Source organism: Kribbella sp. CA-294648, assembly GCF_050943845.1.
Taxonomy (GTDB): Bacteria; Actinomycetota; Actinomycetes; order Propionibacteriales; family Kribbellaceae; genus Kribbella.
This window is the reverse complement of the sequence record NZ_CP191981.1, coordinates 4,078,642-4,091,555: the sequence shown is the minus strand read 5'-3', so window position 1 is coordinate 4,091,555 and position 12,914 is coordinate 4,078,642. Positions and strand designations below refer to the sequence as shown.

General features: G+C 69.5%; 16 protein-coding genes. 8 read left to right on the top strand and 8 right to left on the bottom strand.

All coding sequences use genetic code 11. The features are described 5' to 3' along the window. Positions 1-25: 25 nt before the first annotated feature. A complete protein-coding gene (locus ACQPYM_RS19470; RefSeq protein ID WP_433022619.1) occupies positions 26-724 on the bottom strand; it encodes a DUF3710 domain-containing protein in 699 nt (232 codons plus the stop codon). A 136-nt stretch (positions 725-860) separates the two neighbouring features. Then, the gene (gene dut, locus ACQPYM_RS19465; RefSeq protein ID WP_433022617.1) at positions 861-1,313 is read right to left on the bottom strand and encodes a dUTP diphosphatase; all 453 of its coding nucleotides are present in this window, start codon (positions 1,311-1,313) and stop codon (positions 861-863) included. Positions 1,314-1,365: 52 nt separating this feature from the next. Between dut and ACQPYM_RS19460 the strand changes: the two genes are divergently transcribed. Both ACQPYM_RS19460 and ACQPYM_RS19455 read left to right on the top strand, forming a co-directional pair. Beyond that, positions 1,366-1,821 carry a DUF3093 domain-containing protein gene (locus ACQPYM_RS19460; RefSeq protein ID WP_433022615.1) on the top strand — a complete coding sequence of 152 codons (456 nt, stop codon included), beginning with the start codon at positions 1,366-1,368 and terminating at the stop codon, positions 1,819-1,821. Between the two features lie 22 nt (positions 1,822-1,843). Continuing rightward, a complete protein-coding gene (locus ACQPYM_RS19455) occupies positions 1,844-2,119 on the top strand; it encodes a DUF4235 domain-containing protein (protein WP_433022613.1) in 276 nt (91 codons plus the stop codon). Here the strand turns inward: ACQPYM_RS19455 and ACQPYM_RS19450 are convergent. The 4 genes from ACQPYM_RS19450 to ACQPYM_RS19435 form a co-directional block, all read right to left on the bottom strand. After that, a complete protein-coding gene (locus tag ACQPYM_RS19450) occupies positions 2,116-2,922 on the bottom strand; it encodes a DUF427 domain-containing protein (RefSeq protein WP_433022611.1) in 807 nt (268 codons plus the stop codon). The two genes, ACQPYM_RS19455 and ACQPYM_RS19450, sit on opposite strands and share 4 nt — an antisense overlap. A gap of 128 nt (positions 2,923-3,050) precedes the next feature. Then, positions 3,051-3,350, bottom strand: coding sequence for a DUF4193 domain-containing protein (locus tag ACQPYM_RS19445; protein ID WP_012921380.1), 300 nt, complete (start codon positions 3,348-3,350; stop codon positions 3,051-3,053). A 277-nt stretch (positions 3,351-3,627) separates the two neighbouring features. After that, a complete protein-coding gene (locus ACQPYM_RS19440; protein WP_433022609.1) occupies positions 3,628-4,428 on the bottom strand; it encodes an inositol monophosphatase family protein in 801 nt (266 codons plus the stop codon). Further along, positions 4,425-5,564 carry a ferrochelatase gene (locus ACQPYM_RS19435; RefSeq protein WP_433022607.1) on the bottom strand — a complete coding sequence of 380 codons (1,140 nt, stop codon included), beginning with the start codon at positions 5,562-5,564 and terminating at the stop codon, positions 4,425-4,427. Before ACQPYM_RS19435 ends, ACQPYM_RS19440 begins: the two co-directional genes overlap by 4 nt. A 77-nt stretch (positions 5,565-5,641) precedes the next feature. Between ACQPYM_RS19435 and ACQPYM_RS19430 the strand changes: the two genes are divergently transcribed. Then, the gene (locus ACQPYM_RS19430; protein ID WP_433022605.1) at positions 5,642-6,841 is read left to right on the top strand and encodes an MFS transporter; all 1,200 of its coding nucleotides are present in this window, start codon (positions 5,642-5,644) and stop codon (positions 6,839-6,841) included. Positions 6,842-6,882: 41 nt separating this feature from the next. After that, entirely contained in the window at positions 6,883-7,770 is an 888-nt protein-coding gene (locus ACQPYM_RS19425; RefSeq protein WP_433022603.1) for a MerR family transcriptional regulator, read from the top strand. Here the strand turns inward: ACQPYM_RS19425 and ACQPYM_RS19420 are convergent. Continuing rightward, positions 7,753-8,367: a trimeric intracellular cation channel family protein gene (locus ACQPYM_RS19420; protein WP_433022601.1), complete on the bottom strand. Its 615-nt coding sequence runs from the start codon at positions 8,365-8,367 to the stop codon at positions 7,753-7,755. The genes ACQPYM_RS19425 and ACQPYM_RS19420 overlap by 18 nt on opposite strands. Before the next feature lie 160 nt (positions 8,368-8,527). Here ACQPYM_RS19420 and ACQPYM_RS19415 point away from each other — a divergent pair, with 160 nt between their 5' ends. From ACQPYM_RS19415 to ACQPYM_RS19400, 4 genes are all read left to right on the top strand, one after another. Then, a complete protein-coding gene (locus ACQPYM_RS19415; protein WP_433022599.1) occupies positions 8,528-9,532 on the top strand; it encodes a phosphotransferase family protein in 1,005 nt (334 codons plus the stop codon). 17 nt (positions 9,533-9,549) lie between these two features. Beyond that, positions 9,550-10,377 carry a formate dehydrogenase accessory sulfurtransferase FdhD gene (locus tag ACQPYM_RS19410; protein WP_433022597.1) on the top strand — a complete coding sequence of 276 codons (828 nt, stop codon included), beginning with the start codon at positions 9,550-9,552 and terminating at the stop codon, positions 10,375-10,377. Between the two features lie 102 nt (positions 10,378-10,479). Then, positions 10,480-11,076, top strand: coding sequence for a sigma-70 family RNA polymerase sigma factor (locus tag ACQPYM_RS19405; protein ID WP_433022595.1), 597 nt, complete (start codon positions 10,480-10,482; stop codon positions 11,074-11,076). Positions 11,077-11,081: 5 nt separating this feature from the next. Continuing rightward, positions 11,082-11,816, top strand: a complete 735-nt coding sequence (locus tag ACQPYM_RS19400; protein WP_433022593.1) for an anti-sigma factor — start codon at positions 11,082-11,084, stop codon at positions 11,814-11,816. On the opposite strand, the gene ACQPYM_RS19395 is transcribed toward ACQPYM_RS19400, so the two are convergent. Beyond that, the gene (locus ACQPYM_RS19395; RefSeq protein WP_433022591.1) at positions 11,817-12,821 is read right to left on the bottom strand and encodes an aldo/keto reductase; all 1,005 of its coding nucleotides are present in this window, start codon (positions 12,819-12,821) and stop codon (positions 11,817-11,819) included. Positions 12,822-12,914: the final 93 nt, after the last annotated feature.

Sequence of the window (12,914 nt, the reverse complement as noted above, 5' to 3'; positions counted from 1 at the left end):
CTCGGCCGGTATCCGGACATTCGCGTCAGGCCTCTTCCTCGGTGGCCGCCTGGGCCCCGGCCGGCAGCCGCAGCGCGAGCGATTCGCGCGGCGCCATCGGCTCGTTGCCACGGACCACGACGACGTTGCGCAGCGACTGCTCCATCGGCGGCGCGGCGTCCGGCTCGACCGCGGCGCGGCCCAGCACGGTGGCCCGCAGCAGCCAGCGGGGGCCGTCGATACCGATCACCCGCGAGGTCTGGCTGAAGATCTGGCCTTCGGGGTCCTCGACCGGGACGACCAGCACCAGCTCGGTGCCGAACGGTCCCTCGGTCTCCGACGCGGTGCCACCCATCCGGGTCGCCTCGGCGGCGATCTCGCGCCGGACCTCGGCCCAGATGCCGCTCGTCTTGGGGGCGGCGAACGCGCGCAGCTCGAGCGCGGAGTCCTCCAGCACCAGCAAGACGGCCTGGACGTCGCCGCTGGCCTCGTCGACCTGCAGCCGCAGCTCCATCCCGGGCATCCCGGTGATCACCAGCGCGCCGAGATCGATCCGGTCCTCGGCCTCCAGCGTCGTGGCGTCGACCTCGGTGGAGTCGAACGGGCCGGCGCTCCGGCCGACCGGCGCAGCGGCCTCGGCCGCTTCGTCAGAAGCACCGCCTTCAGCGGCGGCGTCCTCCTCGTCGCCGAAGAAACCGCCGGTCGTCTCGGCCTCGTCGTTCTTGCCCTTGCGACGGAAGATCACTGCCTTGCCCCTCTACGTCTTTGTGAATTGCCACAGCCTTGTGAGATCACAGGCTCGTTCGTCGTACGGATGGGCCGGCACCTGTCGCGGCCCGCCGTAGTCTCGCGCATGCCGCAGGTCAACGGCGTGCACCTGATCAGCGTGTCACACCACCGAAGCCACCGGTCGAGCCGTGCCCGCCGTCGCCCCGAGCCGACCCCGGCAGCGTCCGCACCTCGACGAACCGGACCTTCTCGACCTGCTGGACGACCAGCTGCGCGATCCGGTCGCCCCGCTTGACGGTCACCTCGGTGGCGGGATCCAGATTGATCAGGCACACCTTGATCTCGCCACGGTAGCCCGCATCCACAGTGCCCGGTGCGTTGACGATCGACACCCCGTGTTTCGCGGCCAGCCCGGACCGCGGGTGCACGAACGCGGCGTACCCGTCCTGCAGGGCGATCGCGATACCGGTACCGACCAGGGCCCGCTCCCCAGGCTTCAGGGTCACGTCACTGGCCGCGACCAGGTCGGCTCCCGCGTCCCCGGGATGCGCGTACGCCGGTACGGGCAGGTCTTCGTCGAGCCGCTGGATCAGTACCTCAGTCATGGGAGGTGACCCTATCGACGCGGTCCGGCAGGTCACGTGCCAGGCTGGTGCCGTGGAGCACTATCGGGAACGGCTGAGCGTGCCAGTGCGCTGGTGGATCATCGCGGCTGCCTTGGTGGTCACCCTGTACGTCATCATCGCCGTCCCTGCCGGCGTCGGCGCGGGCATAGCGGTCGCCGGGATCGCGGCGGCCCTCCTGATCACCTTGTTCATCCGGTACGGCGGTGCTGTGGTTGCTGTCGACTCCGAGAAGCTCCGGGCCGGCCGGGCCGTCATCGAGCGGGAGTACCTCGGCAAGGCGGAGCCCCTCACGGGTGAAGCCGTCCGCACCGCGTTCGGCCGCGACTGCGACCCGGCCGCCTACCTGGTACTCCGCAGCTACGTGCGGGGCGCAGTACGGGTCGGGATCACCGACCCGCAGGACCCAGCGCCGTACTGGTTGATCGCTACCAGGAACCCCGAACGGCTCGCAGCGGCTCTGACAGCCGACAGCGTGGCAAGATCCTGAGTGTCGGACTAAGGAGGCAGTCATGGTCGGAGCCAAGATCGGCTGGAAGCTCGTACTGATGGCGTTCACGATCGTGGTGTCGCTGGTCGCCAACAAGGCGGTGACGACCGCCTGGAAGCTCGGGTCGGGAGGTCAGCCGCCCAAGGGCAACAAGGCCGGCTACATCGAGATCGTCACCTGGGCTGTCGCCAGTGGCGCCTCCGCGGCCGCTGCCAAGCGGTTCGCCGAGGACCGCGCGGCGAAGTACTGGCTCAAGTCCACCGGGACGCTCCCGCCCGGCTACGACAAGCAGGACTAGATACCGAACTCCTGTCGCAGCGACTCAGCGATAGGGCCTGTCGGCGGCTCCCGAAGCTTGCCGTCGACGTACACGTCCAGCACGTCGTCATAGAAGGCCAGGAGCCCGGCGAGCTCCCGGACCTCCTTGAGAGGCTCCGGGTAGCTCCAGATCAGGTCCTTGCTGCCCACGACCGAGTAGTACCGCGCATGCCCCTTGTAGGCGCAGGCACTACGCCGCTCGCTCGGCAGCAGCTCTGCCACCACGTCTTCACGCGGCAGGTAGAAGCGCGTCGGCAGGTTGGTCTCGAACACCAGGGTTGGCCTGCTGCTCTCCGCCAGCAGTACTCCGTCAAGCTCCAGCCGGACCGTCCGCGAGCTCGGCCGGACCGCCACCCGGTGGTACGGCTCCCGCGGATGCGAAACGAGCGGCTCATCCTCCTCGTACCACTCGTCGATCGCCCCGAAGTCCAGTACTACGTACTCGGCCAGCTCCGGATCGTCGGGCCGGAAGCCGGTACCCGCCAGCCCGGCAACGTCCACCACCTGGCCAGGACAGGAGTGCGCCAGGAACGGGATACCCGGATGCAGGATGCCGTCCGGCGCCGGTACTGCCTCCACTGAGGACTCAGCCAGCTCGGCGCGCAGCTCAGCCACCGGTACGGCGTACGAGGCCACCACCCGGCGTGGCTCCCAGACCAGCACGGCCTGGACGGTGTCCACCAGCTCGCGGCCGCCGGCGCTCGCCCGGAGCCGCATCTCGGTCGGTTCGTAGCGCAGCAGCCCGAGTCCGGCCGCCCACAGGTCACCCATCCGCGTGCTCATGGCCTCAGGCTAAGCACCCGCCGCGGCATCTGTAAGAGGACATGACAACGGGACCGTCCCCCCTTGGTCGGGGGGACGGTCCCGTAAGCCGGTACGGACTCAGCCGAGCAGGGCGAAGGCGCTGGGGTTCAGGCAGCGCAGTCGCGGCAGATCAGCTGTCCGTTCTTGCTGTTCGCGAGCTGGCTGCGGTGGTGAACCAGGAAGCAGCTCGAACAGGTGAACTCGTCGGCCTGGCGCGGGAGGACCCGTACCGCCAGCTCCTCGTGGCTCAGGTCGGCGCCGGGCAGCTCGAAGCTCTCGGCGGCCTCGGCCTCGTCCTCGTCGACCTTGCCGGAGTTCTTGTCGTGACGGCGAGTCTTCAGTTCCTCGATCGACTCTTCGCTGGAGTCCTCGTCCGTCTTGCGCGGGGCGTCGTAATCAGTCGCCATGGTGTTCCCTGCCCTCTTCGTACCCGTGGTGTTGCCTGCTGAGCCCTTGAACGGGTAAAGCGGCCGAGAAATTCCGTCCTGGAAGCTCTCGTCGCCCGAAACCCTTGACAGACAGGCTGGCAGCGGCATCAATACCGCCCCCGAGGCAGGGATTGTGCCCTATCGACAGGCCTTCACGCGCGCCGGGGTCCACCTTTCTGCCCGCGTGTCGCGGATTGAGACAGTACCGAACAGTCGATTGCTCATTAGTGTGCGGAATGCGCAGTAACGAGCAGTTCTACGATCTCAGTGGGTTGGCGGCAGCGAGAGCATCGTGCAACGCGCTGAACACGGCCGGGGTGGCGGCGATCGACATCTCCGGCGAAACCGGGGCTCCGTGCAGGCCGCCGACGGTCGCGCCGGCCTCGGCGGCGATCAGTGCGCCGGCGCCGTAGTCCCACGGGTTCAGGCCGCGCTCGTAGACCGCGTCGAGCCGGCCGCAGGCGACGTAACACAGGTCGATCGCGCCGACCCCGATCCGGCGGATGTCGCGGACCTTGGCGATCAGCGACTGGACGACCTCGGCCTGGACCTCCCGCCGGGGCGCGTCGTACCCGAAGCCGGTGCCGACCAGCGCCTTGCTCAGGTCTGAACAGTCCGACACCTGGATCGGCTTGCCGTCCAGATACGCGCCGCCACCCAGTGTCGCGGTGAACATCTCGCCCTTGGGCGCGTCCACGACCACGCCGGCCACCGTTCGGCCGTCGTACTCGACCGCGATCGAGACGGCGTACGTCGGGATGTCGTACAGGTAGTTGACCGTGCCGTCGATCGGGTCGACCACCCAGCGCACGCCGCTGGAGCCGTTGACGTCGTCACCCTCCTCGCCCAGGAACGAGTCGTCCGGCCGGGCGGCCAGCACCCGGGCCCGGATCAGCTCCTCGGACTCCCGGTCGACGGCGGTGACGATGTCCGTCGCGGTGCTCTTCGTGTCGGCCACCGTGATCGTGCCCCGGCGACGCTCGACGATCAGCTGGGCCGCTTCGGCGGCGACCTCGACCGCCAGTTTCAGCAGGTCCTGGGGGTTCTCGGAGTTCATGCAGATTCCTTCGCGGCCGGTGCGGCTTGGTCGGTGACAGTTGGCTTGTGGGAGGTGGGTGCTCCGGGGCGGCGGAGGGCAGGGCAGCAGTCAGGGCGGCAGTTGTCCCAGCCGGGGCCGAGCTTGCCGACACAGGGCCGCGGCGGCTGTTCACCGCGCTCTGCGGCGGCCCTCTCGACGATCAGGTCGCGCAGCATTGTCACGAACTGGTCTCCGGTGCCAGGAGTCGCAGCACGCGCCATCGGAAGGCCGAGCTTCTTCGCAGTCGTCAGTGCCTCGGTGTCGAGGTCGTAGATGACCTCCATGTGGTCACTGACGAACCCGATCGGTACTACGGCGACACCGGGCACACCGGCGGCTGCCAGCTCCTCCAGGTGGTCGTTGACGTCCGGCTCGAGCCACGGCACCTGCGGCGGACCGGACCGCGAGCAGTAGACCAGGTCGGTCCTCCGCTCGACGCCTGTACGCCGCTCCAGCGCCGCGCTGATCTCGGCGGCCACGTCCTCGTGCCAGCCGACATACGCGTTGCCGTCGGGTCCGCTGGTCGCGTTCATCGCGGTCGGGATCGAGTGGGTCACGTAGGCGATGGCGGAGCCCTCAGGCAGCTTGCTGAGTGCCTCGGCGGTCGACTCGACGAACGAGCCGACGAACCCTGGGTGGTTCGCGTAGTGGCGCAGCTTGTCGAGCACCGGCGCCCCCTCGACCGCTGCGGTCGCGTCGGCCAGGTTCTCCCGGTACTGCCGGCAGCCGGAGTACGACGGGTAGGCGCTCGTGACGATCACCACAGCCCGCCGTACGCCGTCGGCCGTCATCTGGCGCAGCGTGTCGACCAGGTACGGCGCCCAGTTGCGGTTGCCCCAGTAGATCGGCAGGTCGAGGCCGGCCTCGTCGAACGAGCTCCGGAGAGCCTGCAGCAGCTCCCGGTTCTGGTCGTTGATCGGGCTGCGGCCACCGAACGAGTAGTAGTGCTCACCGACTTCCTTGAGCCGCTCGTCCGGGATGCCCCGGCCGCGGGTCACGTTCTGCAGGAAGGGCAGCACGTCCTCGGGCTTCTCGGGGCCACCGAAGGACAGCAGCAGGACGGCGTCGTACGGAGTCGGGTCAGGGGATGGATCAGGCGTCGGCTCGACGGGCATACCTCGATGATCCCAGGCGCGCCGGAAATCGATGCGCCTGGACCCCCGGGTGCCAGCTAGGGTGAGCACGATTTCCCATGCTGAAGCCCTACGTACACCTCATGCGCCGCCCCGGCGCCCGTGCCTTCTTCGTCGCCGGGATCGTCGGGCGTATGCCGATCTCGATGATCGGTCTGGGCATCGTCATCCTGATCGCCCGGGAGAGTGGCTCCTACGGTCTGGCCGGAGCGGTCTCCGGCGTCGCGGTGGTCGCCGGCGCGCTCACCGGGCCGATCCAGGGCCGGCTCGTCGACCGGTTCGGCCAGCGCCTGCTGCTGCTCGTCGGCACGGTGCTCTGCACGATCGGGCTGGTCGGTCTGCTGGTCGCGGTCCGCGCGGACGCGCCGTCCTGGGTGCTCTACCTCGTCTCGTTCGTTGCCGGTGGCACCCGTCCGCAGGTCGGCTCGTTCGTCCGCGCGCGCTGGACTCATCTGCTCGGCCGCGGCCGGGCCCTGCAGACGGCATTCGCGCTCGAGGCAGTCGGCGACGAGGTCGTCTTCATCGTCGGCCCGGTCCTGGTCACCGCCCTCGCCACCCAGGTCAACCCGTACGCCGCCCTGGCGTCGGCCGGCGTCCTCGGTCTGGGTGGCGGCATCTGGCTGGCGGCGCTGCGGGGCTCCGACCCGCCTGGCCGGGGCAAGTCCGACGGTACGGAGAAGGCGCCACTCCCCTGGCTCTCGTTGCTCCTGCTCAGCATCATCGGGCTGGGTCTGGGAGCCACGCTGGGAAGCGCTGAGGTGGTCACTGTCGCGTTCACCGCCGAGGCGGGACAGCCGGGCATGTCGGGTGTCGTACTGGCTGTGTGGGCGCTTGGGTCGCTGCTGGCCGGGCTCTGGTACGGGTCGGTGCACTGGCGGGCGCCGGTCGAGCAGCGGTTGCTGCTCGGGACCATCGCGCTGGCCATCACCTTGGCTCCGCTGCCTTGGGTCGGCAACATCTTCGCGCTCGGCGCGGTCCTGTTCGGGGCCGGCCTGACGATCGCGCCGACCATGGTCGCGGTCACCGCCTGCGTCGAGGAATGGGTGCCACCGCAACGCCTCACCGAGGCGATCACCTGGACCGTCACCGGCCTGCTCCTCGGTGTTGCCCCGGGCAACGCCGCGGCCGGGCACGCAGTCGACCTCTGGGGCGCATCGACGGCGTACTGGGTGCCGGTCACGATCGGGATCGCGTGCGCGCTGATCGCGAGCGTCTCGGTCACCTTCGCCCGGCCGCGGACCCGCTTCGCCCACAACTGACGACTTGAGTCTCCCCCGGTGGGAGACGCGAGGGTGGTGGCATGAACGAGCTCTACTCGATCGGTGAACTGGCCCGGCGGACCGGACTGACGGTCAAAGCCATCCGGTTCTACTCCGACCGCGGGCTCGTACCGCCGACCGACCGCAGCCCTGCCGGCTACCGCCGCTACAGCCTCGCCGACGTCGCCCGCCTGGATCTGGTCCGCTCGCTGCGTGAGCTCGGGCTCGATCTCGGCACCATCCGCCAGGTCCTGGATCATGAGCTCGAGCTCGCCGACGTCGCCGCCGCGCACGCCGAGGCGCTCAGCGTCCAGATCCGGAGCCTGCGGTTGCGGCGCGCGATCCTCACCGCGGTGGCCGAGCGCGGCTCGACTCCCGAGGAGCTGAACCTCATGCACCGCCTGGCCCGACTCTCCGACACCGAACGGCAGCACCTGCTCGACGACTTCCTCGACAGCGTCTTCGGATCCGACCCGCGCTTCGCCGGACCCCGGCGGACGCTCACCGCCGAGCTCCCGGACCATCCGACGTCCGAACAACTCGACGCCTGGATCGAACTCGCCGAGCTCACCCAGCAGCCCGGCTTCCGCGACACGGTGCGGCAGCTCGTAACCGTCTACCCGTTCGGCGATCTCCGGCGGCCGGATCTCGTCGCGAGGATCCGCTCGCAGGCCGGGTCCGCGATGGCCGCCGGCATCGCACCCGACTCGGCCGAGGCCCGCCCGATCGCGACGGCCATCGTGTCGGAGTACCAGGCGACCGTCGGCGCGGACTCGGCTGAGCCGCTGATCGAGTTGCTGACGCGAGCGAACGACCCGCGCTGGGCCCGGTACCTCGAACTGCTTGCCATCATCAACGAATGGGCGCCACCCGAGCCGCTCGCGCCGACGTACGAGTGGGCCATCGGGGCTCTAAGTCATGCGGGGTAGTGGGGCGTTCCAGCCGCGGCGGATCGCGAACAGGCGGATGACGAAGCAGACGATCGCGGCCGCGAGGGTGGTCCAGGCCGCGTTGTAGCCGAGGGCGTCGACGACCACCACGATGCCGGCGCCCAGGAAGGCGGGAGTCGCGTAGATCTCGCTGCGCAGTACGACGGGGACGCGGTTGGAGAGCAGGTCGCGGATGACTCCGCCGCCGATCCCGGTGATCGTCCCGACCAGGGCCGCGGACAGTGGCGGCAGGTCGTACTCCAGCGCCTTGCGCGCGCCGGTGACGCAGAACAGCGCGAGCCCGGCGGCGTCGAAGATGTTCACCAGCCGCTCGACCCGCCCGATCCCGGGATGCAGGAAGAACGTGATCAGCCCGGCCGCCACCGGCACCACCAGGTATCGCCAGTCGACCAAGGCGGCCGGCGGCGTCGCCCCGATCAGTACGTCGCGGATGAACCCGCCACCCAGGCCGGTCACCAGCGCGAGCACCTGGATGCCGAACACATCCAGCTTCTTCCGCACGCCGACCAAGGCTCCCGTGATCCCGAACACGAAGATCCCCACGAGATCAAGCACCTGCAAGGCCCACCCGTTCACTCCCGAACCGTAGCGACCCAGCGCCGAGCCGTACTACACAGGGCCTTCCCCGACTTTGTGCACCGCCCGAGCGGCCAGCCGGCCGGAATCCGCTCGAGCGGTGCACAAAGTGCACCAAAATCCAGCGGCGCCGGGCGGGGTGGGCGACTAGGGTTCGGGGATGAGTGGACCGCCCGTCGTTGACTACACCGCCACCTCGGCCAGGCCGCACTGGAGCGCTCTCCCCGAGGCACTCCGTACTGCGCTGGCCGTTGCCCTCGGCACCGAGATTGCCCAGGCCGGCCCTCCGGTCGGGTCCGGCTTCACCGGTGGCTTCGCGGCCCCGCTCACGCTGGCCGACGGTCGCGAGATCTTCGTGAAGGCCGCCCACGAGTCCCAGCACCCCTACACGGCGTACCAGCGCGAGGCCGAGCTGGTCCCGCGCCTGCCCAGCACCATCCACGTCCCCCGCATCATCGCCACCGCCCACGCCACCGAACTCGCCGATCCGGTGACCAAAGGCCGGTGGTTCGCAGTCGCGGCCGACCGGATCAGCGGCCGGATGCCGGGACTCCCGTGGACTCCCGAGGACTTCGCGACCGTGACCGCCACCTGCGAGTCGATGGCCGCCGCCCTGACTCCCAGCCCGTACGCCGACCTCGAACCGTTCACCGCCCAGATCGAGTCGCGCGACTTCCCGCGCCGGCGACCGGCCGAGATCCTGGCCGGCGAGGAACCGCTTCCCGACGGGTTCCAGCCCTGGCTGCCCGCCCGTCTGCGGGAGCTTCAGGACCTGGTCGATCTCTATCCGACGGCACTGGCCGGAGACTCGGCGGTCCACTGCGATATCCGTCCCGACAACCTTCTGATCGACCAGGACAACACCTGCTGGACGCTCGACTGGAACTGGCTCTGTCTCGGCCCGGCCTGGTTCGACTGGGTCGGCCTACTTCCGTTGGCCCACCGCGACGGCATCGACACGTTCGCCGCGCTCGAGGCGAGCCCGCTGACGTCCGCCGTACGGGCTGAGGATCTCGACTGTTACGCGGCCACGATCGCCGTCTACATGCTTCACAAGCTCGACGCGCCGCCACCACCCGGCTGCACCCCGGAGATCCGCCGGCATCAGCGTCTCTACGCCTGGGCGTTCCTCGACTGGCTCGCCATCCGTCGCGAGTGGGCGTAAGGGCCTAACTTGGAGGTATGAGCAAAGGGCCGACCACCAGGTACAAGGTCGAGGTGCAGGACGGTGCGCGGACGTCCCGGCGTGAGGACATGGTGGTCACCGAGGAACCGCTCGAGCTCCGCCTCGAGTGGCCCGGCCGTCCGCCCGAGCCGCTGGTCGTCACCATGCGGACGCCCGGATCGGACTTCGAGCTCGCGGCGGGCTTCTGCCTGGGCGAGGGTTTCGCCGTACGGCCTGGCGCGATCTCGACGGTCGCCTACTGCACAGACGTGAAGCTGACCCGCGAGCAGCAGTTCAACACGGTCACGGTCACCTTCGACGGGCCGCCCGACCGCGAACCACCCCAGCGGTACGGCGTCACCTCCGCCGCCTGTGGTGTGTGCGGCCAGCAGAGCCTGGACGAGCTCGCCGAGCGCGACTACGACCCGGTCGACCCGGTGGAGGTCCCGCTGGACGTCGTACTGCGGCTGCCCGAACTCCTCCGCGAGGCGCAACCCACCTTCGGCCGGACCGGCGGGCTGCACGCGGCCGGGCTCTTCACGGCCGGGCGCCGCAAGGTCGTAGTACGGGAAGACGTCGGCCGTCACAATGCTGTCGACAAGGCGGTCGGCTGGACCGTCCTCAACCAGCACAGCCGCAAAGGTCTGGTGCTCGTCGTGAGCGGCCGGATGGGCTACGAGATCATCCAGAAGGCGGTCGCCGCGGGGATCGGGATGATCGTCGCGGTCGGCGCGCCGTCGAGCCTGGCGGTCGACCTGGCCCGGCGGTTCGACGTCACGCTGGCCGGTTTCACCCGCGGTGAGCGGTGTGTGCTCTACAGCGCGCCCGACCGCGTCCTGCGCTGACCCAAGATGATCCGCGCCGACCCAAGGCGCTGACCCATCCGGTGGCCGTTCCGCTCCGAACACCATCCGACCACAGTCACCGACGACCCCGAGGATGCGACCGTGAGCGAGGAAACGGCCTTACCGTGGCCGCGGGTGGTCGATCCGGCCGCCGGCAGCCCGGCCGACCTGATGGCGCGGGTGGCCCGCGGTGACACCGACGCGTTCGCCGAGCTGTACGACCTGATGGCGCCGCGCGTCTACGGCGTGATCCGGCGGGTACTGCGCAACCCGGCCCAGTCCGAGGAGGTCACCCAGGAGGTGATGGTCGAGATCTGGCGCACCGCCACCCGGTACGACGCCGACCGCGGCTCGCTCACCTCCTGGGTGCTGACGATGGCGCATCGCCGGGCGATCGACCGGGTCCGCTCCGAGCAGTCGTCCACCGACCGCGAGCAGGCGATCGCGGCGGCCAGCGCCACCACGGAGTACGACGAGGTGGCCGAGGCGGTCACCACGAATCTCGAGGTCGAACAGGTCCGGCACTGTCTGTCCTCACTGACCGAGCTGCAACGGGAGTCGGTGACGCTGGCCTACTACGGCGGATACTCGTACCGGGAAGTGGCCGAACTGCTGGACGCCAAACTGGCGACGATCAAAGCACGCATGCGCGACGGCCTGATCCGGCTGCGCGACTGCCTGGGTGTGACGGGGAGGTGAGGGCCATGACGACACCGGAAGTGCACGCGCTCACCGGACCCTACGTACTGAACGCTTTGCCCGAGGACGAGCGAGTTGGTTTCGAGGCGCACCTCGCCGACTGCCGGTCCTGCAGCGCCGAGGTCGCCGAACTGCGGGAGGCCGCCAACAAGCTCGGCACTGCGGTCGCCGCCGACCCGCCACCGGCGTTGAAGGCGCGGGTGCTCGCCGAGATCGCCACCACCCGGCAGCTCCATCCGCTGGTCAGACCCGAAGCACCGGCCCCCGAGCCGGCGGTCCAGGTACGCCGGAAGTTCAACCGCCGCTCGTTCTTCAGCCTCGCCGCGGCCGGTCTGGCCGTCGCCGGAGCCGGCGGCGTCGCGATCGACCAGTACCGCGACAACCGCCGCACCCAGCAGGAGAACGAGCAACTGGTCGCCCTCCTGGCCGAGTCGGACGCCCAGACCGTCCGCGGCCCCCTCAAGAGCGGCGGCCAGGCAACAGTCGTGATGTCACCCGGGAAGGACCGCGCCATCGTCCTGCTCCACAACCTCCCCGAGCTCCCGGAGGACAAGACCTACCAACTCTGGCTGATGGACAAGTCCCGCGACATGCACTCAGTAGGCCTGGCCACCACCGACCAGCCCAAACTCATCCAGGGCGGCATCGTGGGCAAGATCGCCCTGGGTGTCACCGTGGAGAACAAACCAGGCGCCACCGAACCCACCCTCAGCACCGCCACCGTCATTCCGATGGCCTGATCAGCGACGCTCGGGGGAATCGGCCAGCAGGGTGTCGATTTCCTCCCGGGTGGCGGCTGGGAGAGGTCCGAAGGGGATGGCGGCGGCGTGTTCGGCGGCCTGGTCGGGGGTGCGGGCTCCGGGGAGGGGGACGATGCGCTCGTCGAGGGCCCAGAGGTAGGCGAGGGCGCCTTGGGTGAGGGTTCGGCCGTCGGTGGTGAGGAGTTCGCGGACGGCTTCCAGGCGCTTGAGCCAGTCGGCCATCGCGTCATCGTCGAAGTAGGTCCACCACGGGGTGTGCCGGCGGACGTCCTCCTCGCCCGGGCGGTTCGACACGTTGTACTTACCCGTCAGCAGGCCCATCGCGAGCGGGGTGCGCGCGAGGACGGCGAAGTCCTGCTCGTGAGCCGCCTTCAGCACCTCCGGGTTGTGTCCGAAGACGTTGAGCTGCGACTGCACACTGACCGCCGCCGACTTCCCGAACGTCGCGATCATCTCCGGCGCATCGACGCTCGTGCCGAAGTCCTTGACCTTGCCATCGGCAACAAGTTGCTCGAGGGTCGCGACTACTTCCTCAGCCTCGGCCTGCGTCTCGGCGCCGCCGTGCAACTGGTAGAGGTCGATCGCCTCGACACCCAGCCGGCGCAGGCTTGTCTCACAAGCGGCCCGGACAGCCGCCGGCGAGACGTCCTTCCCACCGCCCGTCCGAGTCTCCTCGTCGAACAGATTGCCGAACTTGGTCGCCACCACCACCTCACCACGCACACTGGACGGCAGCTGACTCAGCGCCCTGCCGACCACCCGCTCGCTGTGCCCGGCGCCGTACACGTCCGCGGTGTCCAGCAACCTGATGCCGGCCTCGACCGCGGTGTGGATCATCCGGATGCTGACGTCGTCGTCCACCTCGCCCCAGCCCGCGGGCCGGCCGTCGAACTGCCACGGTCCCCCGATCGCCCAGCACCCGATCCCCAACGCACCGGTACGCCGTCCGCCGCGCCCGAGTCCTCGTTCTGTCACGTCTGTCATCGTCTTCTCCCAATCCTCCGCAGGGCATGCGGAGCCACGGCACACGCGGTCCGCGTGTGCCTGATCGTCAATCAGTGAGTTTTGTGCAGTAGT

Bases quoted from the DNA above. Each gene is read 5' to 3' on its own strand.
- dut (WP_433022617.1), bottom strand. From the start codon at position 1,313: ATGACTGAGGTACTGATCCAGCGGCTCGACGAAGACCTGCCCGTACCG.
- ACQPYM_RS19455 (WP_433022613.1), top strand. From the start codon at position 1,844: ATGGTCGGAGCCAAGATCGGCTGGAAGCTCGTACTGATGGCGTTCACG.
- ACQPYM_RS19450 (WP_433022611.1), bottom strand. From the start codon at position 2,922: ATGAGCACGCGGATGGGTGACCTGTGGGCGGCCGGACTCGGGCTGCTG.
- ACQPYM_RS19445 (WP_012921380.1), bottom strand. From the start codon at position 3,350: ATGGCGACTGATTACGACGCCCCGCGCAAGACGGACGAGGACTCCAGC.
- ACQPYM_RS19440 (WP_433022609.1), bottom strand. From the start codon at position 4,428: ATGAACTCCGAGAACCCCCAGGACCTGCTGAAACTGGCGGTCGAGGTC.
- ACQPYM_RS19435 (WP_433022607.1), bottom strand. From the start codon at position 5,564: ATGCCCGTCGAGCCGACGCCTGATCCATCCCCTGACCCGACTCCGTAC.
- ACQPYM_RS19430 (WP_433022605.1), top strand. From the start codon at position 5,642: ATGCTGAAGCCCTACGTACACCTCATGCGCCGCCCCGGCGCCCGTGCC.
- ACQPYM_RS19425 (WP_433022603.1), top strand. From the start codon at position 6,883: ATGAACGAGCTCTACTCGATCGGTGAACTGGCCCGGCGGACCGGACTG.
- ACQPYM_RS19415 (WP_433022599.1), top strand. From the start codon at position 8,528: ATGAGTGGACCGCCCGTCGTTGACTACACCGCCACCTCGGCCAGGCCG.
- ACQPYM_RS19410 (WP_433022597.1), top strand. From the start codon at position 9,550: ATGAGCAAAGGGCCGACCACCAGGTACAAGGTCGAGGTGCAGGACGGT.
- ACQPYM_RS19400 (WP_433022593.1), top strand. From the start codon at position 11,082: ATGACGACACCGGAAGTGCACGCGCTCACCGGACCCTACGTACTGAAC.
- ACQPYM_RS19395 (WP_433022591.1), bottom strand. From the start codon at position 12,821: ATGACAGACGTGACAGAACGAGGACTCGGGCGCGGCGGACGGCGTACC.